Here is a 25,703-nt window from a genome sequence, read left to right on the forward strand (position 1 = left end):
GCGGTTTTAACCGCGAAGAGAGCTGCACATCCAACGACTCTTTACCGTTGGAAATACCGCCTTCCCGCCTGCACCGTCCTCAAGTCCAGGTTCTACCACAAGGCCAGGGTGTAACTCAGGATCAGCCGGGTTTCATCCAGGTCATTGCCGAAGGTCGAGCGAACCGTGGCATTCCTGACCTTGATGCCCAGGTTCTTCAATGAACCACTCTGGATGACATAACCGATATCGGTGTTGCGCTCCCACTCCTTGCCCGAATGGCTGCCCGACACCTGCACATTATCGCCGCTGACATAACGGCTCATGAAGGTCAGGCCGGGAATGCCCAGCGCGGCGAAGTTGTAGTCATAGCGCACTTGCCACGAACGTTCGTCGATGTTCGCAAAGTCATTGATCTGGACGAAGTTGACCAGATAAGGGTCGGTATTGGCGATGTAAGGAAACGGGTCATCGCCACTCATGCGCTGGTAGGCTGCACTGAACACACTGGAGCCCAGCGTGTAGGAAACCATGCCGTTCGCCGCCCGGTTATCGAGATTGCGAAAGTTACCGTCTTCGGTACTTTTCGAGTAACGAAGATCAAACTTCAGTGACTGTTTGTCCGCCAGTGGAACTTCATAGACCACACCCCCGAAGAACTGCCGATAGACGTTCTCCAGATTGCCGTAGTACAGGCTGGTACTGAATGCCTTGCTGAAATTGTAGGTGCCGCCTGCAAAGCGGAAGTTGTCACTGACTCCGCCGATACGGTTGCCGGTGAAGTCCTGGTAATCCGAGGAACTGTTGAATTTGATCTGTTCCAGCTTGCCACCCTGTAACACCAGCCGGTCGATCTCTTTGGAGGTCAGCATGGCGCCTTCAAAGGTCGATGGCAGCAAGCGTGTGTCATTGCTCGACACCACGGGCGTCCTGAAGGCCAGCGAGCCGACCTTGAGCACGGTTTCGGACAGTTTGGCCTTGGCTGTCAGCTCCAGTTTGGAATATTCGTCCTGTGAGCCGCGGCTGTTTCTGGAACTCAGGTCGGCGGGAAGCAAGCCCGTGCCACCCGAACCGTCGCCGCCATCCAGCTTGAGGCCGAGCATGCCGAGGGCATCGACGCCCAGTCCCAGCGTTCCCGCGGTGTAACCCGACTCGAACTTGAGCATCGCACCCTGTGCCCATTCCCGGGCCGAGTCTCGTTGGGTGGTGGGTGGTCCATTGCGAAAGTCGCGGTCGAAGTAGAAGTTACGCAATTCGACACTGGCCTTGCTATCGGCAATGAAGTCCGCCGAGGCCGTAAGAGGAAAAACCAGTGCGCAGGTACTGACCATTGCAAAAGTCTTGTTGATCGACATTTCCGTGATACTCCAGGTAATGGCAGATTTAATCGATACGGTTTGTTTTTATAGGTGTTGCAATGTCGGCATAAACATTATTGCGGGCAGCACGCAGCAACCGGGTGATTAACCGGTTGCGCGTAACTTGGGCGTGATGGAACTGTTGAATTAACTTATAAGTTCGATGCGTGCCACTTTGGTCTTGGCGTCAAAGTAACGACCGGGTTGTTCGGCAATCTTCAATTGACCGGCACAAGGCGCCAGGATCGACGTTTCCATTTTCATCGCTTCCATTACCGCGATGACTTGCCCGGCTTCCACGGATTCGCCGTCCGCGACAACCCAGGCATGCAGATTGCCTGCGACCGGCGTGACGACCGCTTGCGGATCGCTGGCTTCGGTTGTGGCCACGCGAGCTTCGGGCGCTTCCGTGTTCAGGCTGATGCCACGCAGAAGTGCCGCTGGCAGCCCCAGCTCATGACGCTTGCCGTCGATCTCGACGAAGGTGCGCAATACCCCCGGATCAGTCGCAGCGGTGTTGCGCGGAGCGATGGTCACCTGTTCGGCGAAATCGGTTTCGATCCAGCGGGTATGCACGGCGAAGGTATCGGCAGCGGTGAAGTCGTCATGGTCCATGACTGCCCGGTGGAACGGCAGCACCGTCGCCACGCCGTCCACACGGAACTCGGCCAGGGCACGGCGGGCGCGGCGGATGGCCTGCTCGCGGGTCGCACCGGTGACGATCAGCTTGGCAATCATCGAGTCGAAGTTCGGTGACACGCGGGAGCCTTCGACCACGCCGGTATCCAGCCGGACACCCGGACCGGATGGCGCCTGGAACAGCTCGATGGGGCCTGGCGTCGGCAGGAAACCGTTGCCGGCATCTTCGGCGTTGATGCGGAATTCAAAGCTGTGGCCGCGAGGCGTTGGCGTGCCTTCAAACGACAGAGGCAGGCCTTCGGCAACCCGCAACTGCTCGATGACCAGATCGACGCCACTGGTTTCCTCGGTAACGGGATGCTCCACCTGCAGGCGGGTGTTGACCTCAAGGAACGACAGGGTGCCATCACCGCTGAGCAGGAACTCCACAGTGCCTGCCCCGACATAACCCGCCTCGGCGCAGATGTCGCGTGCCGAATCGTGAATGCGCTGGCGCAAGGCATCGTCGAGATAAGGCGCAGGGGCTTCTTCGATCAGTTTCTGATTGCGTCGCTGCAACGAGCAGTCGCGTGTACCGACTACCACTACCCGGCCATGACGATCGGCGATGATCTGGGCCTCGATATGCCGAGGGCGATCCAGAAAGCGTTCGACAAAACATTCGCCACGGCCAAAGGCTGCCACGGCTTCACGCACTGCTGACTCGTACAGCTCGCCGACTTCATCGAGTTTCCAGGCCACTTTCAGGCCGCGGCCACCGCCGCCGAATGCCGCCTTGATGGCGATTGGCAAGCCATGCTGTTCGGCAAAGGCGATCACTTCGCTGGCATCTTTCACCGGGTCTTCGGTGCCCGCCACCAGCGGTGCGCCGACTTTCAGGGCAATACGGCGGGCCTGGACCTTGTCGCCCAGCGCGTCGATGGTGCTCGGGTCCGGGCCGATCCAGGTCAGGCCGGCATCGATCACGGCGCGGGCGAAGTCGGCGCGTTCCGAGAGAAAGCCATAACCGGGGTGCACCGCGTCAGCACCGGCGCGGGCTGCGACGGCCAGCAGCTTGTCGATGTTCAGGTAGCTGTCGGCAGGGCGTTCGCCATGCAACGCATAGGCTTCGTCGGCCTGGCGTACATGCAGCGCATCGATATCGGCATCGGCATACACCGCCACTGAAGAGATGCCGTAGTCGCGACAGGCGCGGGCGATACGGACGGCAATTTCGCCACGGTTGGCAATCAGAACCTTTTTCATGGGTTGTTGGTCTCGTCTGAAAGGGCAGGCCGCACGGGCTCAAAGGCGCCCAGCGGTTTGAAACGAATGCGTGAATTGACCGGGATCTGACCGGCGAGGTCCAGGTGATACGGCGCTACGACGCCAATGACCGGGTAGCCACCGGTCAGAGGATGATCGGCCAGGAACAATACGGGTTGGCCGCTGGGCGGAACCTGAATGGAGCCGACGGTGGTGCCTTCGCTGGGCAACTCACCGCCAATCGCACGTTCCAGTGACTGATCGCCCGCCAGACGAATACCGATGCGGTTCGACTGCGGCGTGACCCGCCAGGTCTGTTCGGCCAGCAGTGCCTGGGCCTCTGGAGTGAACCAGTCGCTGCGCGGGCCCATGACGACATCCAGCGTGATGACTTGATCGGAGCGCGGCATCTCGAACGCCGCTTGCTCGGTGACGGATACCGCAAGCCCGCCGACTCGCTGCTGGAATCCAAGACGGTCGCCGGCCGCCAGCGGTGCCGGTCCGACATGGGCCAGGGTGTCGGTGGACAGGCTGCCCAGCACGGGCGCATGGGTGAAGCCGCCACGAATCGCCAGGTAGTTACGCAGGCCGGCGCTGGGCGCATCGATACTGACCCGGTCACCGTCCTGCAAGGCGAACGGCGTGTAGAGTGCCGGGCGCAGCAGCCGTCCTTCGGCGGTATGCACTTCTATCGCTGCGGTAGCGCCTGTTATTGCGATCAAGGCCTGGCCGTGGCAAACGAATGTCAGCCCCCCCATGAGAATTTCCAGGCAAGCGCTTGCCGGGTCGTTGCCCACCGCACGGTTGGCGGCGCGCAATGCGCCCTGATCCATGGCACCGGACGCCGATACGCCTTGCCCGGCACGACCATGACGTCCGAGGTCCTGCAACAGGGTTTGCAGGCCGGGAGAAACGATTTCCAGAACGTCGCCGGTGACAGGTGCCGCCGGTTGACGGTCTGGCACCGTCACTGAAACGTTTCGGGTCGGCAAGGGACCGGCATCTTGAAAACGAACGCGATAACCCGGCTGTAGCAGGGCAGGTTCGTCACGCTCCAGGTCCCACATTTTGGTCTCGGTCACGCCGATGATCTGCCAGCCGCCAGGGCTGGCCTGTGGGTAGACCCCGCTGAAACCGCCCGCCAGGGCTACGGCACCTGCCGGAATGCGGGTGCGTGGCGTCGTGCGGCGCGGCACCATGAATCCGGCACCGCCGCTGAGATAGGCGAAGCCCGGCGCAAAACCACAGAAGGCCACGTTGTAATCGCTGCCGGTGTGGCGCTGGATCACGTCCTCGACACTGGTGTCCAGTTCACGGGCCACATCGGCCAGGTCTTCGCCGTTGTAATGCACCGCAATCTCGATCAGCTTGCCTGCTTCTCGAACCGAACCGTGGACATTGCGCGCTGCAATCCGCGCAGCCAGCGCCTCACGGCTGATGGCCGAGGGACGAAAGTGCACGAGCACCGTGCGTGCGGCAGGAATGATTTCCTGTACGCCGGCAATGGGCTCCTGCTGTAACGAGTCGAACAGGGCAAGGGTCTCGTCCAGGTTCGCCAACTCAACCAGAAGTGCATCCAGGCTGACCGGATAGAAACGCATGATCCACTCCTATACGTGGTAGTAGCTGTCGGGAATGTCGGTAATGAACATGTGGCCCGGTGCATGGGAAATGGCAAATGGCACGCGAGAGGCCATGACCACCGCCTGCGGGGTCACGCCACAGGCCCAGAACACCGGGATCTCACCGGGCTTGATGCTGACCGCATCGCCGAAATCCGGACGCGAAATGTCCTGGATACCGAGCAAGGCCGGTTCACCGACGTGTACCGGAGCACCATGCACACCCGGATAGCGCGCGGTGATTTTCGCCGCATCGGCGACCCGGTCGGCCGCGATGGGACGCATCGAAACCACCATTTCGCCTTGCAGGCGTCCGGCAGGCCGGCAGGCACGGTTGGTGCGATACATCGGCACGTTGCAGCCTTCACTGATGTGCCGCACATCGATACCGGCGTTCAACAAGTCGGTTTCAAAACTGAAGCTGCAACCGATCAGGAAGCTGACCAGATCGCTGTGTTCTGCCCAGAGCTCAGTGGCATCGCTCACTTCCCCGGCCAGTTGCCCGTCGCGCCAGACCCGATACAGAGGCAGGTCGGTGCGCAGGTCGGCCTGCTCGGCCAGGAATGTGCTGTGGCTGCCTGGCTCGGTGACATCGAGCACCGGGCAGGCCTGTGGGTTGCGTTGGGCAAACAACAGAAAGTCATAAGCCCATTCCCGGGGCAGGGAAATCATGTTGGCCTGGGTCAGACCGGGCGCCTGGCCTGCTGTCGGAGCAACGGCGCCTGCGCGATAACGGGCACGGGCGGCAACGGCGGCCTCACGGGCCTGCTGGAGTGCGTTCATGGTCAACCTCAGGTAAATGCGCTGATCGTGACGCCCGCTTCGAGCAGGCGGGTTTTCAGATTGCGGGCGATGGCGACCGCGTCGTGGTTGTCGCCATGCACACAGATCGAATCGGCTTCCAGGTTGATCAGGCTGCCGTCCTCGGCTTCGATGACCCCGTCGCGCACCAGACGCAACATGCGTTGAGCGATCAGTTCGGGATCGTGCAGCACAGCCCCTGGCCGCGAGCGTGATACCAGTGTGCCCTCGGCTGTATAGGCACGGTCGGCGAAGGCCTCGGCCACACAGGGCAGGCCTGCCTCACGGGCCCAGCCGAGCAATGGCGAGTTGGCCAGGCACACCAGTTTCAGTTGCGGGTCGATGCGCAGCAGCGCCTGGATCACCGCCGCTGCCTGGCGTGGTTCGCCAGCGATGGTGTTGTACAACGCGCCATGGGGTTTGACGTAACTCACTCGTGTCCCCACGCTGCGTGCCAGCCCCTGCAATGCACCGATCTGGTAGATCACATCGGCCGTCAGTTGCCCGGAGGGCACATCCATGTTGCGTCGCCCGAACCCGACCAGGTCCGGGTAGGCTACATGGGCACCGATGGCCACGCCGCGAGCGGCAGCAGCCTCCAGGGTTCGCAGAATCCCTGCCGGATCACCGGCGTGAAAGCCGCAGGCGACGTTGGCGCTGCTGACGATTTCGAGAACCGCCGCATCGTCGCCCATGCTCCAGGCACCAAAGCTTTCGCCAAGGTCGCTGTTCAGGTCAATGCTACGCATCTATAGGGTCTCCGTTGAGATCAGGCTGCGTTGATAAAGGCAAAGATGGCACCGGCCGACTTGAATGCCATGAACCACGACAGCAAGCAGGTCAGCACGCCCAGCACCAGCAGCCAGCGTGGGTAGTGATAGCCGTCCATGAGATCGGAACGGCGCCAGCCAACGTACATGAAAATGCTCAGGCCGAGCGGCAGAATCAAACCGTTGAAACCGCCCGCGAACACCAGCAGCGCCGCCGGTGGTTTGCCGATGGCCATATACACCGATACGGTGATGACAATGAAGCCGACGGTGGCCAGGTTGCGCACGCGCTCGGTGATGCGTTTCGAGAACACGGTGGTGAAGGACATCGTCGTATAGGATGCACCGATCACACTGCTGATGCCGGCGGCCCACAGCACCAGGCCGAACATCATCATGCCGATATCGCCGGCGGCCGCATGGAAGGCCTGGGCCGCAGGGTTTGCGCCCTGGCCGGACACATCGATGACAACGCCACTGGCCACCACGCCGAGGATAGCCAGAAACAGGACGTAGCGGGCAACGCCGGTGACCAGAATGCCTGTCAGCGCAGCTTTGGACACTGCTTCGATATTTTCCACTCCCACGGTGCCGCGATCGAGCAGGCGGTGAGCACCGGCATAGGTGATGTAGCCCCCGACGGTGCCGCCGACGATGGTGGTGATGGCGGCAAAGTCGATGAAATCGGGCAATACCGTTTGCCGCAGGGCTTCACCCAGTGGGGGATGAGTCGCGAAGGCCGCAAAAAGGATCAGGCCCACTTTCAGGAGGCCCAGCACAATCATGATGCGGTCCATGGCAACACCCGCCCGGTGGGACGAGAAGATCGCAATGGCAAGCAGTGCGCTTAGCAGGCCTCCCCATTTGGGATCGAGGCCGGTCAGGGCATTCAAGCCCAGGCCCGCACCGGCAATGTTACCCAGCATGAACACCAGACCGCCACAGATGACCAGTACGGCCAGCAGATAACCGCTGCCCGGAATGGCCGCATTGGCCAGATCGGATGCGCGCATGCGGGTCAGGGTGACGATACGCCAGACATTCAGTTGAACGACAAAGTCGATCAGGATCGAAGCCAGGATGCCAAAGGCGAATGCGGCACCGAGTGTGGCGGTGAACGTAGCAGTCTGGGTCAGAAAACCCGGACCGATGGCGGAGGTCGCCATCATGAAGATCGCGGCGATCAGAGAAGAGCGGCGCGCCTTGGTGAAGTCATGAGCGGTCTGTGTCACGGCATCAATCCTACGGTGGGAGGTACCTTGCTTGAGCAATGAGCGTGCCAATGACCTGTAAATGGCGCTGATATGTAGGCGTATCAACAAAACATTGTTGAACAATGTTATCTGTATGTGTGAGCTATTTGCACCATATTGTTACCCTTTAACCCGTGCGCGCTACTTAATGAAGCAGGCGACATGCTTGTGCCTTGCCACGCACTAAGCTCTCAGGGAACATCTGCCAGTTTTCTTCATTCTGGATTGCTCATGAACGACGCTTCTCCCTCCCTTCCTCGCACGTTGGGAGAAACCATCACCCAGGAAATCCGCCGAATGCTGGTCGAAGGCGAGCTGGTTCCGGGTCAGCGCCTGTCCGAAGCGGCACTGGCCGAGAGCCTGGATATTTCCCGTAATACCTTGAGAGAAGCGTTCAGAGTCCTGACCCGTGAAGGGTTGCTCAAGCACGAACCCAATCGTGGCGTGACCGTGGCCGAGCCCGATATGGCGTCGATCATCGACATCTATCGCGTGCGCCGCTTTATCGAATGCAAGGCCATTGCCCAGGCTTTCCCGCTGCATCCGGGCGCGCTGAAAATGCGCGAAGCGGTCGAAGCCGGTATTCGCGGCCGTGAAAACAAGGACTGGGTGGCGGTCGGTACCGCCAACATGATGTTCCACAAGGCCATTGTCGAACTGGCCGACAGCCCGCGGCTGGTGGTGTTCTACGGACAGATATCAGCGGAACTGCGCCTGGCCTTCGGCGTGCTTGATGACCCCGAATTCCTGCACGTGCCTTACCTGGACATGAACGCCGCGATTCTGAATTGCGTCGAAGAAGGGCGGGTCGAGGAGGCGACGGTCATGCTCGAAACCTACCTGGTGCAATCCGAGCGGACCGTGCTGGCGGCCTATGAACGCAGCATGAAGCGCTAGATTCTAGGGATCGGTAGGAGCGAATTCATTCGCGAAGAAGCCGGTACATTCGCAAGGCATGTTGCGTCTGAAATGAAGTTTTCGCGGATAAATCCGCTCCTACGGTGTCATCAGCCGTGAAAGCGTACCCAGAATGTCACCAGCAGGCTGGCAGCCACCAGCCAGGCAAGCGCCGCCAGTGCCAGCGACACTTCCAGCCGCCAGCGGTCCACCAGCAAGTACAGGGCGGCCAGATAGACGAAGTAGGGGATGATCGACCACATGCCGAACAGGATGGTGGTTTTCAGATCATCCAGCGAACGGCCCTTGCCGACGATGTAGTGCGCAATCAGGGCGAAGGTCGGAAACAGCGGCACCAGCCCTGCGATGTAATAGTTTCGGGTCTTGGCCAGTGCGGCCAGAATCACGACAACGGCTGCGCCCAGCAGGGCCTTGAGTAGCAGATCCACTATGTATTCCCGTTCAGTATCAGGCTTGCAGCCCGTATTTCTTGACCTTGTCGAACAGCGTGGTCTTGGCCATGCCCAGCTCCTGGCTGGCCTGGCTGAGGTTGCCGCCGCTGCGTTGCAACGCTTCGCGCAGCAGGCTTTTCTCGAAGGCTTCCACGGCCTCTGCAAAGCCCAGGCTCTGGCTGTCGGCGTTATCGGATTTCTTGAAGGCTGGCAGGCCCAGAGCGTAGCGCTCGGCCACGTTGCGCAGCTCGCGCACATTACCGGGCCAGTCATGGCTCATCAAGGCCGAGGCTGTCTGTCGATCCAGTTGCGGCGGTTCGCGGTCGAAGCGCAGTGAAGACAACTGCAGAAAGTGCTCGAACAATTGCAGGATGTCTTCGCGACGCTCACGCAAGGGCGGCAATTCCAGGGTGACGACATTGAGGCGGTAATACAGGTCACTGCGGAACTGGCTGGCCTTGCTCAATTCATTGAGGTCGGACTTGGTCGCTGCGATGACCCGGCAATCCACCTCGACGTTCTGGTTGGAGCCCAGCCGTTCCAGAGTCCGCTCCTGCAAGACCCGCAACAGCTTGATCTGCAGGTTGATCGGCATGCTTTCCACTTCATCGAGGAACAGCGTGCCGTTGTGGGCGTGTTCGATCTTGCCGATCCGGCGCTTGCCCGCACCGGTGAAGGCATTGGCTTCATGGCCGAAGATTTCCGACTCGAACAGGCTTTCCGCCAGCCCGCCGCAGTTCAGGGCCACGAACTGATTCTTGGTGCGGCGACTGAAATCATGCAGGCAGCGTGCGACCAGTTCCTTGCCGGTGCCGGTTTCGCCCTCGATCAGCACATTGGCCGAGGTGTCGGCAATATTGGCGATCAGTGCCCGCAGGTTCTGCATGGCGGGCGAGCGACCGATGATCTTGCCTTCCAGCGAGTTGCGTTCGGCCAGTTGCTTGCGCAGGGACCAGACTTCCCGCGCCAGCCCGCGCTGCTCCAGGGCGCGACGGGCGACATCGACCAGTCGTTCCGGCGAAAAGGGTTTTTCCATGAAGTCATAAGCGCCGTCACGCATGGCATTGACCGCCATGGAGATATCGCCGTGCCCGGTAATCAGCACCACGGGCAGGCTGCTGTCGCGGGCCTTGAGGCGACTCAGCAATTCCAGCCCGTCGATGCCGGGCAGGCGAATGTCACTGATGACGATGCCGGCAAAGTTGTCACCGATGCGCGCCAGGGCTTCCTCGGCACTGGAGACGCCTTCGCTGGCAATGTCTTCCAGCGCCAGGGCCTGTTGGCAGCCGAGCAACACATGCGGGTCGTCTTCGACGATGAGTACAGTCAGATCAGTGGTCATTTTCGAATTACTCATGGTGATCGCTCAGGTCCTTTGAGGTCGACTGATTCCCTTCGCGCCCACAACCCTGTAGGAGCGAATTCATTCGCGAAAGGTATTTGACGTGCGAGAGACACAGGAAAGCCTTCATGAATCCTGCTCCTCATCCCTGGTCAACGGCAGCGTCAACACAAAGGTCGTCCCGCCTGCCGGATACTCCGCACTCAGGCTGCCACCCGCCGCCGCAGCGAGGCTGGCGGACAGCGTCAGGCCAAGGCCCAACCCCTGTTCGCCGGGCTTGGTGGTGAAAAACGGCTCGAACAAATGCTTGCGGGCCTCGTCGTCGATACCGTGGCCGTTGTCGCGTACGCGCAAACGGTAGCGATCCCCGACAATCTCGCCTTCAAGCCACAGCTCGGGCAGTGGCTGGGCCTGCATCGCGTCCAGGGCATTACCGATCAGGTTGACCAGAATCTGCTCCAGGCGCGTCTGATCGATCATCAGTCCGGCATCGATGAAGTCCTGATGCAGCGTCAGGGAAAAGTGTTCCAGCCGGGCGCTCAACAGTTGCAGCGCCGCATCGACTGCCTTGCTCAATTGCGCCTGGCCCTGATCGTTGCCGCGTCGGGCAAAGGCCCGAAGGCTGGCGGTGATGCGGCCCATGCGGTCCACCAGATCGTTGATGGTCCGCAGGTTGGTGCTGGCGGTGTCCAGAGCGCCGCGCTCAAGGAAGCGAACGGTGTTGCCGGACAAGGTCCGCAAGGCGGCCAGCGGTTGGTTCAGTTCGTGGGCGATGCTGGTGGACATCTGCCCGATGGCGGCCAGCTTGCCGGCCTGTACCAGTTCATCCTGAGCCTTGCGCAGCGTGTCTTCGGCCTGTCGGCGTTCGCGAATCTGTGCCTTGAGGCGTTCGTTGCTGGCGCGCAAGTGCTCGGTGCGTTCCGCGATCTTGCGTTCCAGTTCGTCGTTGGCGGCCTGCAAGGCCTCACGTGCCGCCAGCCGGGTGGAAATCACCTTGCGCCGCTCGTTCCAGGCGATCAGGAAGAAAGCCACCAATGCGCAGGCCACGGCGACCAGCATGCCCTGGTTGGCAGCTTCGCGGCGCAAGTCCTCAAGCGGAGTGAGCAGGGTCAGGTGCCAGGGCGTATCGCTCAATTGCCGACTCTGTGCGAGATAGCTGACCTGGGTGTGTTCGCGATCGACGCTGACATTGGCGGGGAAGGTGAGTTTCTCGACGCCTTCGGCCAGGGTTTCACGTTCCAGTGGCACCAGTTCGTTCAGGGGCCACCAGTAATATTGCAGGCTGCGCGCCAGGCGCTCCTTGATGGTCGGGTTCAGCGGGCGAACCGATTTGAGACGGCGTGCCGGGTCGCTGGACAGGATGATGATGCCGTTTTCATCGCTGACGAAGGCCTCCATGCGTGCCCGCTGCCAGCGCTCTTCGAGGGCTTCGAGTCGTACCTTGATGACGGCGACGCCGATGATGCGGCCACGTTCTTCCAGCCCATGGGCCAGGTAATAGCCGGACTCACCGACGGTGGTGCCGATCCCGTAGAAGCGACCGGGCAGGCCGCGCACGGCATCCTGAAAGTAGGCACGGAATGACAGGTCTTCGCCCTGATAGCTGTCACTGTCCCGCCAGTTGCTGGTGGCCAGCACCCGCCCGGTGGTGTCCATGACGTAAATGGCCCGGCTGCGGCTGCGACGATTGAGGCCTTCCAGGTAGCTGTTGACCTTGCCCTGGAGGTCGGGCGTCGGGTTCTTCAGCAGTTGCGAAACGCTGGACTCAAGCTCCAGCACACTGGGCAAGTAGGTGTATTTGTTGATTTCGCTTTCGACCGTACGGGCATGCAGCTCCAGCTGGCGTTCGCCATTTTCACTGAGGTTTTTGATGCCACGGTTTTCGCTGACCAGATAGGCGGCGTAGCCCAGTCCTATCATCAGCATGAGAATCAGGGGGGGTAGAAACAGTTGGCGTATCAGACGGGGTTTCACGGCGAGTGATGGCGGCGCAGCGCTATAAAGAGTGGGGTCGCATTTCATCACAAGTCGTCCTGAGGCGAACAGCTGCCCATACCCGGAGCTGAAAGCGCCGGGCATGAGCAGTGAACGGTATTGCTTAGTGCTGAAGGATTTTGGCGAGGAATTGCTGGGCGCGTTCGGAGCGTGCGTTCACGTCCCCGAAGAACTCTTCCTTGGCGCAGTCTTCGACGATCTGCCCCTTGTCCATGAAGATCACCCGATTGGCCACTTTGCGCGCGAAGCCCATTTCATGGGTCACGCACATCATGGTCATGCCTTCGTTGGCCAGTTGCACCATCACGTCGAGCACTTCGTTGACCATTTCAGGGTCCAGGGCGGAGGTCGGTTCGTCGAACAGCATGACCACCGGGTCCATCGCCAGTGCGCGGGCAATCGCTACACGCTGCTGCTGACCGCCGGAAAGCTGGCCCGGATGCTTGTGGGCGTGGGCGGACAGGCCGACACGGTCCAGCAGTTTCAGGCCTTTCTCGGTGGCTTCGGCCTTGCTGCGGCCCAGCACCTTGATCTGTGCGATGGTCAGGTTTTCCACGATGCTCAGGTGCGGGAACAGCTCGAAGTGCTGGAACACCATGCCGACACGCGAACGCAGTTTCGGCAGATCGGTCTTCGGATTGGAGATCGAGGTGCCATCGACGACGATGTCGCCTTCCTGGAAGGGTTCCAGGGCGTTCACGCATTTGATCAGGGTCGATTTGCCGGAGCCGGACGGGCCGCAGACCACGACCACTTCACCCTTGCTGACCTCGGTGCTGCAATTGGTCAGTACCTGGAAGTCCCCATACCACTTGTTGACGTTCTTGATGGAAATCATATGGCAAACCTTTTTTGCAGACGCTTCACCAGCAGAGAGGCGGCAAAGCTGATCGTGAAATACACCAGACCGGCAAAGATCAGGAATTCATTGGCGCGACCGATGATGTCGCCACTGGCGCGGGAGGCGTTGAGGAAGTCCACCAGACCGACCGTGTACACCAGAGAGGTGTCCTGAAACAGGATGATGCTCTGTTGCAGCAGCAGCGGGGTCATCTTGCGGAACGCCTGGGGCAGGATGATCAGGCGCATCATTTGCCCGTAAGTCATGCCCAGCGCCTTGGCGGCACCCATCTGACCTTTGGAGATGGACTGCACACCGGCCCGCACGATTTCGCAGAAGTAGGCTGCCTCGAACATCATGAACGCCACGACGCAGGAGGTGAACGCACCGATAGGTGTGTCTTCGCCCGTGATCCAGCGCAGTACGAACGGCACCGCCAGATAGAACCAGGTGATGACCAGCAGCAGCGGGATCGAACGGAAGTAGTTCACATAGGCACCGGCCACATTGGCCAGTATCTTGTTCGACGACAGACGCATCAGTGCCAGCAGGGTCCCGATGACCAGGCCGCCAACGACGCCCAGGGCCATCAGTTTCAAGGTCATGATCATGCCGTTCCAGAGGCCTGGAATGGCGGGAACGATTCCATTGAAGTCCATTATTTACCCCCCACGGAGATCAGGCCCGGCACGGCGACTTTCTTCTCGACCAGACGCATCAGCAACATCAGGCTCATGTTCAGGGTGAAGTAGATCAGGGTGGCCAGCGTGAATGCCTCGAACAGGTTCGCGGAAAACTCGGCGGTCTGTTTGGTTTGAGCCAGCAGCTCCATCAGGCCGATCAGCGACGCCACCGAAGAGTTCTTGAACACGTTCAGGAATTCGGAGGTGAGTGGCGGAATGATGATCCGGTAGGCCTGTGGCAGCAGCACGTTCCAGTAGATCTGAGGCAGCTTGAAACCCATGGCGCGGGCCGCGGATTCCTGGCCACGAGGCAGTGCCTGGATGCCGGTACGGACTTGTTCGCAGACCCGCGCGGCGGTAAACAGACCCAGGCAGACCACGACGCTCAGAAAGGCCGAGGTCGTCGGGTTGAGGTCTTGCTTGTACCACTCCTGCAGGTTCTCCGGCAGCAGATCGGGTACCAGGAAGTACCAGATGAACAGCTGCACCAGCAGTGGCACATTACGGAAGATTTCCACGTATACCGTGGCGATGCCGGCTACCAGACGGTTGGGCACCGTACGCATGACACCGAGTATGGAACCCAGTATCAAGGCGATGATCCAGGCGACCACGGCGATGGCGATGGTCCAGCCCAGACCGGAAATGAACCAGTCCAGGTAGGTTTCGCTACCCACGCCGGTGGACTTGAAGAATACGCCCCAGTCCCAGTTGTAATTCATCAGGGTCTCCCCCTCTTGTTGTCGAAATGCACGCACCCGTCTCGCATGAATCCGTTCGAGCCCTTGTGTACCCCGACACGCCTTCAGACTCCGTCCCGGCGTTCATTGTCTGGCTACAGTGAGTGATGATCGGCTCCCGAACAGGCCTGGGCCTGCTCGGGACACCGCAGGTTCACGGTGAGTCGGCTGCTCAGGCTTTCTTGTCTTCGGCGGCCTTGTCGGTCGGCTCGGAGATCAGTTTTTTCAGCTCTTCGCTCATCGGGAACTGCAGGTTCAGGCCTTTTGGCGGGATCGGCGACTGGAACCACTTGTTGTAGATGGTGTTGATTTCGCCGGACTTGTAGGTCGCTACGATGGCGTCATCCACGGCCTTCTTGAACGGTGCATCGCCCTTGCGGACCATGCAGCCATAGATTTCATAGGATTGAGCGGTGCCGGTCACAGCCCAGTCGTCAGGCTTCTTGGCCTTGGCCATTTCACCGGCCAGCAAGGCGTCGTCCATCATGAAGGCAACGGCGCGACCGGATTCGAGCATCTGGAAGGATTCGCCGTGGTCTTTGGCGGAGATGACGTTCATGCCCATTTGCTTGTCGGCGTTCATCGCCTTGAGGATCCGCTCGGAAGTGGTACCGGCGGTGGTCACGACGTTCTTGCCTTTGAGGTCATCGAAGTCTTTGTAGCTGGAGTCTTTCTTGGACAGCAGGCGTGTACCGATCTCGAAGATGCCGACCGAGAAGTCCACTTGCTGCTGGCGCTCGACGTTGTTGGTGGTCGAACCGCATTCCACGTCAACGGTGCCGTTCTGTACCAGCGGGATGCGGGTCTGGGAAGTGACCAGGTTGTACTTGACCTTCAGGTCAGGCATGTCCAGGTCTTTCTTGATGGCTTCGACGATTTTCAACTGAATATCGTGGGAGTAGCCAACCGGAATTCCAGAAGCATCGGCGATGTAGGAAAACGGGATGGAAGCGTCACGGTGACCGAGGGTGATGGTGCCCGACTCTTTGATCTTCTTCAGTGTGCCGGTCAATTCGGCTGCGAAAACTGGAGTGCTAATCAGAGCGGCAGTGATTGCTGCGCCCAACAACTGGGGAACGATACGCATCGATGAATCCTCGAATTCGTTTTTTATTCATAGGGCCATTGCTACAGGACCCGATTCTTCAGTGAATGCTTCGACAAAACCCTAGCCAGACATAGCTACAGTCGAAGCTATCGACAAGGAGTGTAGAGCAGGAGTCATGCCAAAGGCTGGACACTTGGTTAACCTGCTGATTTATAAGGGGTTAAATGCTTGTTTCATGGTGTTTCAAGCCGGATGGCGTCCGGCTTGCCGAACCCGCTCGGGTGGTGCGTTCGGAAAACCGAATGGAGGGGGAGGTGCATATAGATGAAAACCGTTGCACCCAGGCAACGGTTTCAGGAGGTCATGTGGAGCGAGTGCCCGTCAGTGGTTGTTGCCGACCGTCTTCACTGTGCCTGCCGACAGATTCACGGCTTCCTCTGTGCGAGGTGTGCCGGCGGGTACCCAGTCGTAATCGACCGGCAGTGCGCGGTAGACCCAATTGCTGACGGCGTCTCCTGACGGAGCCTTGCCCGTATACGGGCTGACATACTCCCAGACGATTTCTCCCTGATGGGTGACCTGGAAGAAACGACCGTTCATGCCTTCATCGATCAGGGTATTGCCATTGGGCAAGCGTCGGGCGCTGCTGATGAACGAGCTGTAGAACGCCCAGCCCGGCTGCCTGGAACTGGCCGCGGTGTATTGCCAGACGACCTGACGGGTAACGGGGTCGATTTCCAGGATGCGAGAGCCGCTGATGAGCCCCAGAGGCACGGAGGGATAGCCCGCGCTGCCTTGATTGTCGAAGACCAGCAGGTTACCCGCGCCCGGCAGGCCTGCGGGGATGATATGCGCGTCATGCTGGCCGACGAACTGATCGACAGGGCGTGGCACCTGCTGTGCGGTCCTGGGGTTGATGACCGGCAGATTGGGCCCGAGACGCCAGACGACCTTGCCACTGGTCTTGTCGATGATCGCGATGAAGTTGGCGTTGCGCGAATCCACCAGCAGGTTATCGGGATGGAAGCGTTTATCGCCCGCATCGAACCATTTGTTGGGGCCGACGGGGCTCAGGTTATTGAGGTGCAGGTAGTCGGGGTTTTCGCTGGCATGCACCAGCTTCAACTGCTCAGTGCTGAAGCCGAATTCCTTGAGGTGTTCGCTGGCCAGCCATTTCCATTTCACTTCGCCTGAGGGCGAGACCTCGTAGATCACGTCATCGATCACCTCGGGCACTTTGAAACCGGCGACCTTATGCACCTGATTGGCCAGCACCAGCGTATTACCATTGCTCAGTCGACGCAGGTCATGGTGTTGCTGAGCCGCGCCACCGGGTGCCTTGTCGCCCCACTGCCAGACGACCTGACCGTTCCAGTCCAGTTCACCGACGCTCTGATTGCTCAGGCCATTGCCTGCCGAGCCGAGCTTGCCCGGGGCCTTTTCCGAGAGTTGCAGGAACACGCGGCCCCGTTCGCCCCCCACCCGTTGCGGATCGATGATTGCAGACGGGAAGCCCTTGTAAGGCCAGCGTTTCACTTCGTTGCCGTTCATGTCGATCAAGTGGGTTTGCTTGTCTGCGCCCGAAAAGATCACGTATTGGTTGTACGCCCTGGCGGGATCGTAAAGGGTGACGCCCGTGGGGTAGACGCTCGGCGCAGCCTGGACGGTGAGGCTAAGCGCGGACACCGCCGCAGCCAGCCAGGCAGAGGTTGATAAGGTCATGGTTCGGCTCCAGTCAGGTCGGCAAATCAAAAGTCATAACGTGCTGTCATGCCCAGGGTGCGTGGCGTGCCCAGCAGGCCGCCATAGCCGCCGTTGGGTTCGCTCCACAGGGTCGTGTAATAGGTCTTGTCGAAGGCATTCTTCAGCCACAGCGAGACATCCCACTGGCCTTGGCCGAGATCGCCGCGCAAGCCGGTGCTGAGGTTAACGACGGCGTAGCTGGGGATCTGCGCGTAATCGGAGTCTTCAACCGTGCCCACGGCCTTGGAGCGGAAGGCATAGCTGGCTGTGACGTACTCTTGCAGGCCGCTGTCCAGGTCCCATTTGTACTCGCCGTTGAGGTTGGCGATGTATTTGGATGCACCAACCACCTGATGACCGCTCAAGTCGCACGAGGCAGGAGCACCGGCCTGAAGGCTGACTTCTGGCGGGCAAGGCGCATCCTTATAAGAGGTGTAACGCACGTCGTTGTAGGAGCCGTTGATGTTCAGCGTCAGCCCACGGATGGGAAGAATGATGCTTTCCAGCTCCAGGCCGCGTGAGCGCACGGTGCCGGCGTTGGTCAGGTACTGGACCCGGTTGGCGTTGTCATAGGCATTGGTCTGGTAACCGTTGACCTGAGTCCAGAACAGGTTGGCGTTGAGCTGCAGGCGACGATCCCAGAGGGTGCTTTTCAGCCCCAGTTCCGCGTTGTTGGCGCGTTCGGTGCCGATCAACAGAGAGTCGGCACCGGCTGTCGGTGCGGTGCCGACCGCCAGATTGACCCCGCCGGATTTTTCGCCGTGGGAGAGAGTGGCGTAACCCAGCAGGTCGTCGGTGAAGTGGTAGCTCAGGTTGAGCAGACCCGAAGGGCTGGCGGTGTACTGGTTAAGGTCGCCCGAGTCATAGGCGCCTGTCCGTGCATTGCGTGCCGTCAGTGCGGCGCCGGTAACCGTCGTGCCACCTTGCGGCGCATCGCGTTGCACCCAGGCATTCTTCTCTTCGTAAGTGCCGCGAACACCGGCGGTGAAGTCCAGTTTGGGCGTCAGATGCCAGGTGCCCTGGGCGAAGAGGGCGAAGCTGTTGGTTTCGATATGGCCTTTGCCCAGGCTGTTGACGTCGGCCAGGGCGCCGCTGGGTGTGCCGTTCCAGATATCGGCCTGCGGGCCATAGTTCGTGAATGACTTGTTATCCAGGTCCGAGCCGAAGTAATAGGCGCCGAGGACGTAATCGAAGAAACCGCCGGTCGGGGACGCCAGGCGGAATTCCTGGGACCACTGTTTATCTTCCACCGACACACCGCCGTTGTAGGACGCCGAAGCATTGAGGCCGTCATCGTTGCGCGGGGTGAAATTCCACCAGCGATAGGAACTCACGGAGGTCAGGGTGAAATCGTTGGCCAGCTTCCAGTTCGCTTCCAGGGAGGTGCCGCCCTGATGCACGGTGACCCGTTGATCGCTGTTGAGGTTGACCTTGCGGTGCGAGCCATCCACCAGCGTGGCACCTGCGGCGGCGGCGCGGCTTTCATAGCGATTGACGCCGTTGATGGTCGGCCCGGTGCTGAACAGCGCACGTGTTCCCGCGCTGGAGCTTTCCTCGTTGTAGTCGCCAATCCAGCGCAGGCTGAAGTCTTCGTTGGGCTTGAACAGCAACTGCCCGCGAAAGCCTTCCCGTGAGCCGCCGCCCAGCTTGTGTCCGTTGTATTCGTTATCCAGATCGCCATCGCTGCGGCTGCGATAGGCGGAGAAACGTCCGGCCAGCTGGTCATTGAGCGGGCCGGAAATCGTGCCCTTGGTCTGGAAGTAACCGCGCTCGCCGATGGACGTCTCGATACTGCGCTCCGGGGTGAAACCGGGGGCGCGGGTGTTGATATTCAGGACCCCGGCGGTGGTGTTCTTGCCGAACAGCGTCCCTTGCGGGCCGCGCAGCACTTCCAGTTGTTCGATGTCCATGAGGTCGAACACCGCCATGCCGGGGCGGCCCAGATAAACGTTATCGATGTACAACCCCACGCTGCCTTCCAGGCCGTCGCTGGCCGGGTTATTGCCCAGCCCGCGGATGGAAACGCTCGACTGACGGGCGTGCATGTAAGCCACGTTCAGGCTCGGCACCAGTTGTTGCAGGTCCTGGATCTGGTACACCCGCTGACTCTCCAGCGCGGTGCCATCCAGGACACTGATTGGCGTGGGCACGTTCTGTGAGCTTTCTTCGCGGCGTCGTGTCGTGACCGTTACGGTCTTGAGGCGTGTGTCATCCGTGCTTGCACCGGTCGTCGGTGCGACTGTGCTGTTGGTGGCCGGGGCCTCGGCGGCATGGGCAAGCGAAAAGCCGGCGCACCCCGCCAGCAGCAACGCGAGGGGCAAGCGCTTGAGCTGTCCGGCAGCGATGGGAATGGCGGATTGTGGAATGTTCATGGCACGGCTCCTGTGACGCAATATTCTTTTTGGTTATTTGAATATGTATTTATAAAGTTTTACCGAATAAGAGATTGCCTTTATAAGGAGTGCTACCGAGGCAGAGCAAATGCATTTGCCCGATACTTTTTATGTGAAAAATGCATATCGACCTTCGCCAACTCCGTCACCTGATCGCTCTGGCCGAGCATCGAAGCTTTGTCGCCGCGGCAGCGGCGGTGAACCTGTCGCAATCCGCGTTCAGCCGCAGCATCCAGGCGCTGGAGCACAGCGTCGGCTGCCAATTGGTCGATCGGGTCAGCAAGGATCTGTCGCCCACCCAGCAAGGCCAGGTGGTGCTTGAACATGCGCGGCGGCTGGTCAGCGGTGCCCGGCAACTGACCAGTGAGATCAGCCAGTTCAATGCATTGGAAGCAGGCGAGCTGCGCTTTGGGTGTGGGCCGGCTCCGGCGTCGGGGCTGGTGCCTCGTGCGATCGGCAGTTTCATTGGCCGTCTGCCCAAGGCGCGGGTGCATTTTCTGGTGGATGACTGGCAGAGCCTGGGCAAGCGGCTGCTCAATGAAGAGTTTGAGTTCTTTGTGGCCGACACCCGACAGTTCGAGGCCGACCCCAGTTACGTGACTCACAAGCTGCGGCCGCGCAAGTGGCATTTCTGCTGCCGGGCCGGGCATCCGCTGGCACAGCAGGAGAGCGTGACGGCCAGTGAATTGTTGAGCTTCCCGCTGGCCGCGACCCTTCGGCCACCAAACCTGCGCAAAGTGATGGCCGACCTGAGCGGCCAGCCGGATTTCGCCCCCAACGTCGAGTGCGAGAACACCTTCAGCCTGCTGGCCGTGGTGATGAACTCCGACGCTATCGGTATCGCGGGGTCGTACAGCGATGCGTTGTATTACGCCAGACAGGAACTGGTACGCCTGCGCATCGAGGGCCTCGATGAGCATTGCGAAGAGCTGTACACACGCTATGGCATCGTCAGCCGGGCCGGTTATCGGTTATCGCCGCTGGCTCAGGCCATGATCGAAGAGATCAAGAAGGTCGATCAGGCAGAAGACGCCGCTCACGAATCGCTGCTGACCAGCCTGGCGGTGTAATGCGGTCGCGGTATGCACGCCTTGCATATCAACTATTCAGCAAATGCACTTGAGGAATGGCTGCGCGAATCGCGAAATAGCCGCCATTAGCCTGTACATCAACGGACCGAACCATGAGCAGATCTCTGAAACATCTCTTCAAGCCTTTGATGGGCGTGCTTCTCGCGGGGCTTCTGGGCCATGCCCAGGCCAGCGATGAGGGCGTGACCATTCGCATCGGCTCGCCGGATCAAGGCGCTGGAAGCCAGCCGTTCATACAAGGCGTGGTGGGGCTGGCGCATATCCGGCAACAACTTGAGCAGGAGTTCGCCGCTTCCGGAGTAAAAGTGCAGTGGCACTTCTTCAAGGGCGCGGGGCCGGCGGTCAATGAAGCGCTGGCCAATCAGCAACTGGATTTCGCATGGCTGGGGGATCTGGCGGCGATCATCGGCCGTTCCAGCGGTTTGCAGACCCGTCTGCTGCTGGGCGCGCGCGGGGCCAACATGTATCTGGCGGTGGCGCCACAAGCGGGCATTGCACAACTGACCGACCTCAAGGGCAAGCGTGTCGCGGTCTATCGCGGTACGGCGGATCAGCTTTCCTTTGCCCGTGCGCTGGAAAGTCAGGGCCTGAAAGAACGTGATCTGCAAATCATCAGCCTGGACTGGGCCGCCGCCAGAGCCGCATTGGCCAGTGGGCAGATCGATGCGACGTGGTCGGGCATGGGCGTGCTGGGCCTTGAGAGCAAGGGCATTCAGTTCCCGGTCAGCACCAAGCAGCTTTCCCGTCAGTCCACCACCCAGGCCGGTTTGATCGGTACCCAGGCGTTCATCGATCAGCATCCAGACCTGACCCAGCGGCTGATCAATGTGCTGGTCAAGAATGCGGTCTGGCTGAGCGATGCTCAGAATCTTCCGGCCTACAGTGCCCTGATGGGAGAAAGAAGCTCCACGCCCGCGGCCTTGTTCGAGCGGGAATTGAAAGGCGATGACCTGAAGTTCCGCAACTCGCCGCGCCTCGATCCGTTTCTGAAGTCTACCCTGCAAGACAGTGTCGATCAGGCCAGAGCTCTGGGGTTGATCCGACGCACATTCCAGGTGGCGGAGTGGTTCGAGCCACGATTCGTCGACACCGCTTTGCAACAACAGAAACTGACCGGTTTCTGGCCCGCCTTCGATGCCGCTGGCAATGCGCTCTGACCTGACAGGTAACTTCTCATGACTGCAATCAAGAACGTGCTGTACATCATGTGCGACCAACTGCGCCGTGACTACCTGTCGTGCTATGGGCATCCGCATCTGCACACGCCGAACATCGACCGTCTGGCGCAGGCGGGCGTACGCTTCGCTCGGGCTTACACCCAGGGCACCATTTGCGGGCCGTCGCGGATGTCGGCCTACACGGGCCGTTATGTCAGCAGCCACCAGGTGGCCTGGAACTCGGTGCCGCTGCCGCTGGATGAACTCACCCTCGGCGATTACCTGCGTCCGGCCGGGATTCGTACTGCGCTGGTCGGCAAGACACACGCCACGCCCAATCTGGATGCCCAGCAACGGCTGGCGATGGACCCCGACAGCGCTCAAGCCGAGAACCTGAATGAAGTCGGCTTTGAGGCCTTTTTTCGCCATGACGGTATCTTCCCGGACGATCCGGTGTTCGCTGACAAGCGTGAAAGTGCGCCCTACACCCATCACTTGCGCAGCCTGGGCTTTGACGGTCTCAACCCCTGGCACGACTGGGCCAATGCCGCCGAAGGCGAGAGCGGTGAAATCCTCAGCGGCTGGAAAATGCGTCATTCCCACTTGCCTGCACGTATTGCCGAGCAGCACTCGGAAACGGTCTACACCACCGACCGCGCCATCGACTTCATGGCGGAGCAGGGCGAGCAACCCTGGTGCCTGCACCTGTCGTACATCAAACCGCACTGGCCTTACATCGCGTCGGCGCCTTACCACGCGTTGTATGGCCACGAGCATGTGGTCCCGGCAATTCGTCCCGAGCCGGGAAAGGAAAGCGATCACCCGGTGTATGGCGCCTTTCGCGAGCATGAGGAGAGTCGCAATTTTTCCCGCGATGAAGTGCGCCTGAATGTCATTCCGACCTACATGGGGCTGATCAAGCAGATCGACGATCAGCTCGGGCGGCTGTTCGATGTAATGCAGAACACAGGCCGCTGGGACGACACCCTGATCGTCTTCACCAGTGACCATGGTGATTTCCTGGGTGACCACTATCTGGGCGAAAAGGAGTTTCTTCTGGAACCTGCCGTGGGCGTGCCGCTGATCGTACGTGACCCACGCCCGGAGGCCGACGTGACCCGTGGTCGTGTCGATGAGCGTCTGGTGGAAACCATCGATGCCTTGCCGACCTTTCTCGAGGCACTGGGGTTGCCTGCTGCCGGGCATCGCCTTGAAGGCCGTTCACTGATTCCGCTGCTGCACGGTCAGCAACCTCAATGGCGTCAGTTCGCGATTTCCGAATATGACTATGCATTCCAGGCCCCGGCCCGTGAGCGCCTAGGACAACCGATCGACCGTTGCCGCATGTACATGGTGCGCAGCGAGCGCTTCAAATACCTGGCTTACGATGGCTTCCGGCCGCAGTTGTTCGATCTGGAAAATGATCCTCATGAGCTTCATGACCTGGGGGCCGATCCTGCGTTCGCTCAGGTACGCGAGCAGCATCAGAGCTACCTGTTCGATTGGTTACGGGGGCTGAAACGACGCACCACGATCAGCAACGAGGAGATCGATCTGCGCGGGAAGCGGTTCCGTTATGGCGAACCGGAGGAAGACAAGCTGGTACTGATCGGCGTCTGGTGAAACATCGCGGACGTGTGAGCGCCCGCGAACGCTTCAGGCACCCTTGACGGTCACGCTCTGCTGCCCGGCAACACCGAAAGGCACTTCGCCCTTGAGGGTGACGCGGCGCACGATACGTTCCTGCTGACCGTAGTCGTCCACCGCGTAATGCTGGGTCGAGCGGTTATCCCAGATCGCCACGTCACCCGCTGCCCAACGCCAGCGCACAGTGTTTTCCAGGCGCGTGACATGGCTTTGCAGCAGGTTGAAGAGGTGAGCGGAGTCGCCGGTCGAATAACCCTTGATGCGTTTGACGAAGTGGCCGAGCAGCAGACTGCGCTCACCGCTGATGGGGTGAACCCGCACCACCGGATGTTCGGTTTCATACACGGTGGAGGAGAAGACCTTGCGGTATTGCTCAAGCTTTTCCGAGGTCACGCCCGGCTTGATTCCGGCGTAATCATATTCGTTGCTGTGCAAGGCCCAGAGCTTGTCGGCCAGCTCTCGGATCTCGGGTGTCAGGTCGTTATAGGCCGCGGCGGTATTGGCCCAGACCGTATCGCCGCCCGAGGCGGGCGCGATCACCGAACGCAGGATCGAGGCCTTGGGGTAAGCGTCCACGAACGTGACATCGGTGTGCCAGGAATTGGCGCGCTGACCGTCAGCGCCACTCAACTGCATCAGGTAACGAGTCCCGTCACGCACCGGAACCGTCGGGTGCGCAATCGGCTCGCCCAGCAACCTGGCAAAGGCTTCCTGGCTCTGGTCGTCCAGATGATGCTGGCCACGAAAGAACAGCACTTTGTACTGCAGCAGCGCCGCTTGCAGGGCGTCCACCGTGGCGGCATCCAGCTCCGCGCTCAATGTGATGCCGTTGACCTGTGCGCCGATCCGGCCTGCGACCGGTTGAATGTCCAGCGTCAGGGCGGTGGGTTGTACAGCAAATGCAGCCTGGCTCATGGCAAATCCTCTTTATCTATCGTTAGAATCAAAAGGTCTATTTGATGTTTGTTTTGTTCGTTGACGGCATAAGAGCTTGCATTTAAAACCTCAACCCACCTGCACGGCCAATACCTTTGGCCTCATTTTCAAATGCCTGGAATGCATATGGATCTGCGCCAATTACGCTACTTCATCGCACTGAACGAGCACCGCAGTTTCGTGCGTGCGGCAGACGCCATGGGGATTACCCAGCCGGCGTTCAGCCGCAGCATTCAGGGGCTGGAGCAGGAGTTCGGTTGTGTACTGGTCGAACGCGGCAACAAGGACCTGCGTCCCACGCCCGAGGGCCACGTGGTGTTGCAGCATGCCTTGCGGCTGGTGCAAGGGGCGGCGCTGCTGAGCAGTGAAGTGGCGCAGATGACCAAGCTCGATGCCGGTGAAATACGCTTCGGCTCCGGACCGGCACCCGCCATGCGGCTGATCCCTGACGCGATGTCCCGGTTCATCGACGCTCATCCCAAGGTGCGCACTTACCTGGAAGTGAACAACTGGGAAAAACTGGGGCGCAGCCTGGCCCGTGAGGAAATCGAATTTTTTGTGGCCGACACTCGCCAGTTCGAGGCCGACCCCAACTTCCAGACCCGTCCCCTGAAGGCCCGTCGTGGTCTGTTCTTTTGCAGGGCAGGGCACCCGTTGCTGAGCAAGGAAAGTCTGTCCACCAATGACATGTTCGATTATCCGCTGGGTGCCACGCTGATCCCGCCGGGCATCCGCAAGGGGCTGGCCAACCTCAGCGGTCGCTCCGACTTCACCCTGCACATCGAAACCGCACACTTCCCGGTGCTGATGAAAATCGTGCAAGGCTCGAACGTCATCGGCATCGGCCCCGAAGAGGCACTGGAGCAAGACATCGCCAACGGCACCCTGGCCCGTCTGCACTGGCGCAACCTGCCCAGCCAGCTCGACAGCCTGAGCGCCCGCTACGGCATCGTCAGCCGCGCAGGTTTCAGGTTGTCACCCGCGGCGCGGGCGATGATCGAGATGATTCTGGAGGTGGATGGGGCCTGACTCCCAACCGTGTACTGCTTTCGCGAATAAATCCGCTCCCAC

General features: G+C 60.3%; 21 protein-coding genes. 5 read left to right on the forward strand and 16 right to left on the reverse strand.

Annotation, left to right across the window (positions count from 1 at the left end; genetic code table 11):
• Positions 1-92: 92 nt before the first annotated feature.
• From ACIPY9_RS06405 to ACIPY9_RS06430, 6 genes are all read right to left on the reverse strand, one after another.
• Positions 93-1,334 carry an OprD family porin gene (locus ACIPY9_RS06405; RefSeq protein WP_400698203.1) on the reverse strand — a complete coding sequence of 414 codons (1,242 nt, stop codon included), beginning with the start codon at positions 1,332-1,334 and terminating at the stop codon, positions 93-95.
• A 150-nt stretch (positions 1,335-1,484) separates the two neighbouring features.
• Entirely contained in the window at positions 1,485-3,221 is a 1,737-nt protein-coding gene (locus tag ACIPY9_RS06410) for an acetyl/propionyl/methylcrotonyl-CoA carboxylase subunit alpha (protein WP_400698206.1), read from the reverse strand.
• Positions 3,218-4,822 (reverse strand): 5-oxoprolinase/urea amidolyase family protein, encoded by a 1,605-nt coding sequence (locus tag ACIPY9_RS06415; protein ID WP_400698208.1) that lies wholly within the window; start codon positions 4,820-4,822, stop codon positions 3,218-3,220. Before ACIPY9_RS06415 ends, ACIPY9_RS06410 begins: the two co-directional genes overlap by 4 nt.
• Before the next feature lie 9 nt (positions 4,823-4,831).
• Positions 4,832-5,626, reverse strand: coding sequence for a putative hydro-lyase (locus ACIPY9_RS06420; protein ID WP_400698211.1), 795 nt, complete (start codon positions 5,624-5,626; stop codon positions 4,832-4,834).
• A gap of 8 nt (positions 5,627-5,634) precedes the next feature.
• A complete protein-coding gene (locus tag ACIPY9_RS06425) occupies positions 5,635-6,393 on the reverse strand; it encodes a LamB/YcsF family protein (RefSeq protein ID WP_400698214.1) in 759 nt (252 codons plus the stop codon).
• Positions 6,394-6,413: 20 nt separating this feature from the next.
• Positions 6,414-7,646 (reverse strand): NRAMP family divalent metal transporter, encoded by a 1,233-nt coding sequence (locus ACIPY9_RS06430; RefSeq protein WP_400698217.1) that lies wholly within the window; start codon positions 7,644-7,646, stop codon positions 6,414-6,416.
• A gap of 318 nt (positions 7,647-7,964) precedes the next feature.
• On the opposite strand from ACIPY9_RS06430, the gene ACIPY9_RS06435 reads away from it, so the two are divergent.
• Positions 7,965-8,564 (forward strand): GntR family transcriptional regulator, encoded by a 600-nt coding sequence (locus tag ACIPY9_RS06435; protein WP_400698334.1) that lies wholly within the window; start codon positions 7,965-7,967, stop codon positions 8,562-8,564.
• Between the two features lie 110 nt (positions 8,565-8,674).
• Here the strand turns inward: ACIPY9_RS06435 and ACIPY9_RS06440 are convergent, their stop codons facing one another.
• The 9 genes from ACIPY9_RS06440 to ACIPY9_RS06480 form a co-directional block, all read right to left on the reverse strand.
• Positions 8,675-9,013 carry a GlpM family protein gene (locus ACIPY9_RS06440; protein ID WP_400698219.1) on the reverse strand — a complete coding sequence of 113 codons (339 nt, stop codon included), beginning with the start codon at positions 9,011-9,013 and terminating at the stop codon, positions 8,675-8,677.
• A 19-nt stretch (positions 9,014-9,032) separates the two neighbouring features.
• Positions 9,033-10,358, reverse strand: a complete 1,326-nt coding sequence (locus tag ACIPY9_RS06445) for a sigma-54-dependent transcriptional regulator (RefSeq protein ID WP_400698221.1) — start codon at positions 10,356-10,358, stop codon at positions 9,033-9,035.
• Between the two features lie 126 nt (positions 10,359-10,484).
• Complete coding sequence (locus ACIPY9_RS06450; RefSeq protein WP_400698224.1) at positions 10,485-12,380, reverse strand: ATP-binding protein; 1,896 nt, start codon at positions 12,378-12,380, stop codon at positions 10,485-10,487.
• 76 nt (positions 12,381-12,456) lie between these two features.
• Entirely contained in the window at positions 12,457-13,191 is a 735-nt protein-coding gene (locus ACIPY9_RS06455; RefSeq protein WP_400698226.1) for an amino acid ABC transporter ATP-binding protein, read from the reverse strand.
• Positions 13,188-13,856, reverse strand: coding sequence for an amino acid ABC transporter permease (locus ACIPY9_RS06460; RefSeq protein ID WP_400698337.1), 669 nt, complete (start codon positions 13,854-13,856; stop codon positions 13,188-13,190). The genes ACIPY9_RS06455 and ACIPY9_RS06460 overlap by 4 nt, the downstream gene beginning before the upstream one ends.
• Positions 13,853-14,599, reverse strand: coding sequence for an amino acid ABC transporter permease (locus ACIPY9_RS06465; RefSeq protein ID WP_400698229.1), 747 nt, complete (start codon positions 14,597-14,599; stop codon positions 13,853-13,855). Before ACIPY9_RS06465 ends, ACIPY9_RS06460 begins: the two co-directional genes overlap by 4 nt.
• 190 nt (positions 14,600-14,789) lie before the next feature.
• Positions 14,790-15,704 (reverse strand): glutamate/aspartate ABC transporter substrate-binding protein, encoded by a 915-nt coding sequence (locus ACIPY9_RS06470; protein ID WP_400698232.1) that lies wholly within the window; start codon positions 15,702-15,704, stop codon positions 14,790-14,792.
• A gap of 342 nt (positions 15,705-16,046) precedes the next feature.
• Positions 16,047-17,387: an aryl-sulfate sulfotransferase gene (locus ACIPY9_RS06475; protein WP_400698235.1), complete on the reverse strand. Its 1,341-nt coding sequence runs from the start codon at positions 17,385-17,387 to the stop codon at positions 16,047-16,049.
• A gap of 26 nt (positions 17,388-17,413) precedes the next feature.
• Complete coding sequence (locus ACIPY9_RS06480) at positions 17,414-19,780, reverse strand: TonB-dependent receptor (RefSeq protein ID WP_400698237.1); 2,367 nt, start codon at positions 19,778-19,780, stop codon at positions 17,414-17,416.
• A 140-nt stretch (positions 19,781-19,920) separates the two neighbouring features.
• Between ACIPY9_RS06480 and ACIPY9_RS06485 the strand changes: the two genes are divergently transcribed.
• The 3 genes from ACIPY9_RS06485 to ACIPY9_RS06495 all read left to right on the forward strand — a co-directional run bounded on the left by ACIPY9_RS06485 (position 19,921) and on the right by ACIPY9_RS06495 (position 23,672).
• On the forward strand, positions 19,921-20,871 hold the full coding sequence (locus ACIPY9_RS06485; RefSeq protein ID WP_400698238.1) for a LysR family transcriptional regulator: 951 nt from the start codon (positions 19,921-19,923) through the stop codon (positions 20,869-20,871).
• 113 nt (positions 20,872-20,984) lie between these two features.
• Positions 20,985-22,049 carry an ABC transporter substrate-binding protein gene (locus tag ACIPY9_RS06490; RefSeq protein ID WP_400698240.1) on the forward strand — a complete coding sequence of 355 codons (1,065 nt, stop codon included), beginning with the start codon at positions 20,985-20,987 and terminating at the stop codon, positions 22,047-22,049.
• A gap of 18 nt (positions 22,050-22,067) precedes the next feature.
• A complete protein-coding gene (locus tag ACIPY9_RS06495; RefSeq protein WP_400698243.1) occupies positions 22,068-23,672 on the forward strand; it encodes an alkaline phosphatase family protein in 1,605 nt (534 codons plus the stop codon).
• Between the two features lie 33 nt (positions 23,673-23,705).
• Here ACIPY9_RS06495 and ACIPY9_RS06500 read toward each other — a convergent pair whose 3' ends face one another.
• Positions 23,706-24,611: a TauD/TfdA dioxygenase family protein gene (locus ACIPY9_RS06500; protein ID WP_400698245.1), complete on the reverse strand. Its 906-nt coding sequence runs from the start codon at positions 24,609-24,611 to the stop codon at positions 23,706-23,708.
• Between the two features lie 147 nt (positions 24,612-24,758).
• Here ACIPY9_RS06500 and ACIPY9_RS06505 point away from each other — a divergent pair, with 147 nt between their 5' ends.
• Positions 24,759-25,661, forward strand: coding sequence for a LysR family transcriptional regulator (locus ACIPY9_RS06505; protein ID WP_400698247.1), 903 nt, complete (start codon positions 24,759-24,761; stop codon positions 25,659-25,661).
• Positions 25,662-25,703 lie beyond the last annotated feature (42 nt).

The sequence above is a fragment of the Pseudomonas sp. NPDC089734 genome, from assembly GCF_044748865.1.
GTDB lineage: Bacteria > Pseudomonadota > Gammaproteobacteria > Pseudomonadales > Pseudomonadaceae > Aquipseudomonas.

Excerpts from the sequence above, each read along its gene's own strand:
- ACIPY9_RS06405 (WP_400698203.1), bottom strand. The coding sequence starts at position 1,334 with ATGTCGATCAACAAGACTTTTGCAATGGTCAGTACCTGCGCACTGGTT.
- ACIPY9_RS06410 (WP_400698206.1), bottom strand. The coding sequence starts at position 3,221 with ATGAAAAAGGTTCTGATTGCCAACCGTGGCGAAATTGCCGTCCGTATC.
- ACIPY9_RS06415 (WP_400698208.1), bottom strand. The coding sequence starts at position 4,822 with ATGCGTTTCTATCCGGTCAGCCTGGATGCACTTCTGGTTGAGTTGGCG.
- ACIPY9_RS06420 (WP_400698211.1), bottom strand. The coding sequence starts at position 5,626 with ATGAACGCACTCCAGCAGGCCCGTGAGGCCGCCGTTGCCGCCCGTGCC.
- ACIPY9_RS06425 (WP_400698214.1), bottom strand. The coding sequence starts at position 6,393 with ATGCGTAGCATTGACCTGAACAGCGACCTTGGCGAAAGCTTTGGTGCC.
- ACIPY9_RS06435 (WP_400698334.1), top strand. The coding sequence starts at position 7,965 with ATGCTGGTCGAAGGCGAGCTGGTTCCGGGTCAGCGCCTGTCCGAAGCG.
- ACIPY9_RS06445 (WP_400698221.1), bottom strand. The coding sequence starts at position 10,358 with ATGACCACTGATCTGACTGTACTCATCGTCGAAGACGACCCGCATGTG.
- ACIPY9_RS06450 (WP_400698224.1), bottom strand. The coding sequence starts at position 12,380 with ATGAAATGCGACCCCACTCTTTATAGCGCTGCGCCGCCATCACTCGCC.
- ACIPY9_RS06455 (WP_400698226.1), bottom strand. The coding sequence starts at position 13,191 with ATGATTTCCATCAAGAACGTCAACAAGTGGTATGGGGACTTCCAGGTA.
- ACIPY9_RS06465 (WP_400698229.1), bottom strand. The coding sequence starts at position 14,599 with ATGAATTACAACTGGGACTGGGGCGTATTCTTCAAGTCCACCGGCGTG.
- ACIPY9_RS06470 (WP_400698232.1), bottom strand. The coding sequence starts at position 15,704 with ATGCGTATCGTTCCCCAGTTGTTGGGCGCAGCAATCACTGCCGCTCTG.
- ACIPY9_RS06475 (WP_400698235.1), bottom strand. The coding sequence starts at position 17,387 with ATGACCTTATCAACCTCTGCCTGGCTGGCTGCGGCGGTGTCCGCGCTT.
- ACIPY9_RS06480 (WP_400698237.1), bottom strand. The coding sequence starts at position 19,780 with ATGAACATTCCACAATCCGCCATTCCCATCGCTGCCGGACAGCTCAAG.
- ACIPY9_RS06485 (WP_400698238.1), top strand. The coding sequence starts at position 19,921 with ATGCATATCGACCTTCGCCAACTCCGTCACCTGATCGCTCTGGCCGAG.
- ACIPY9_RS06490 (WP_400698240.1), top strand. The coding sequence starts at position 20,985 with ATGAGCAGATCTCTGAAACATCTCTTCAAGCCTTTGATGGGCGTGCTT.
- ACIPY9_RS06495 (WP_400698243.1), top strand. The coding sequence starts at position 22,068 with ATGACTGCAATCAAGAACGTGCTGTACATCATGTGCGACCAACTGCGC.
- ACIPY9_RS06500 (WP_400698245.1), bottom strand. The coding sequence starts at position 24,611 with ATGAGCCAGGCTGCATTTGCTGTACAACCCACCGCCCTGACGCTGGAC.
- ACIPY9_RS06505 (WP_400698247.1), top strand. The coding sequence starts at position 24,759 with ATGGATCTGCGCCAATTACGCTACTTCATCGCACTGAACGAGCACCGC.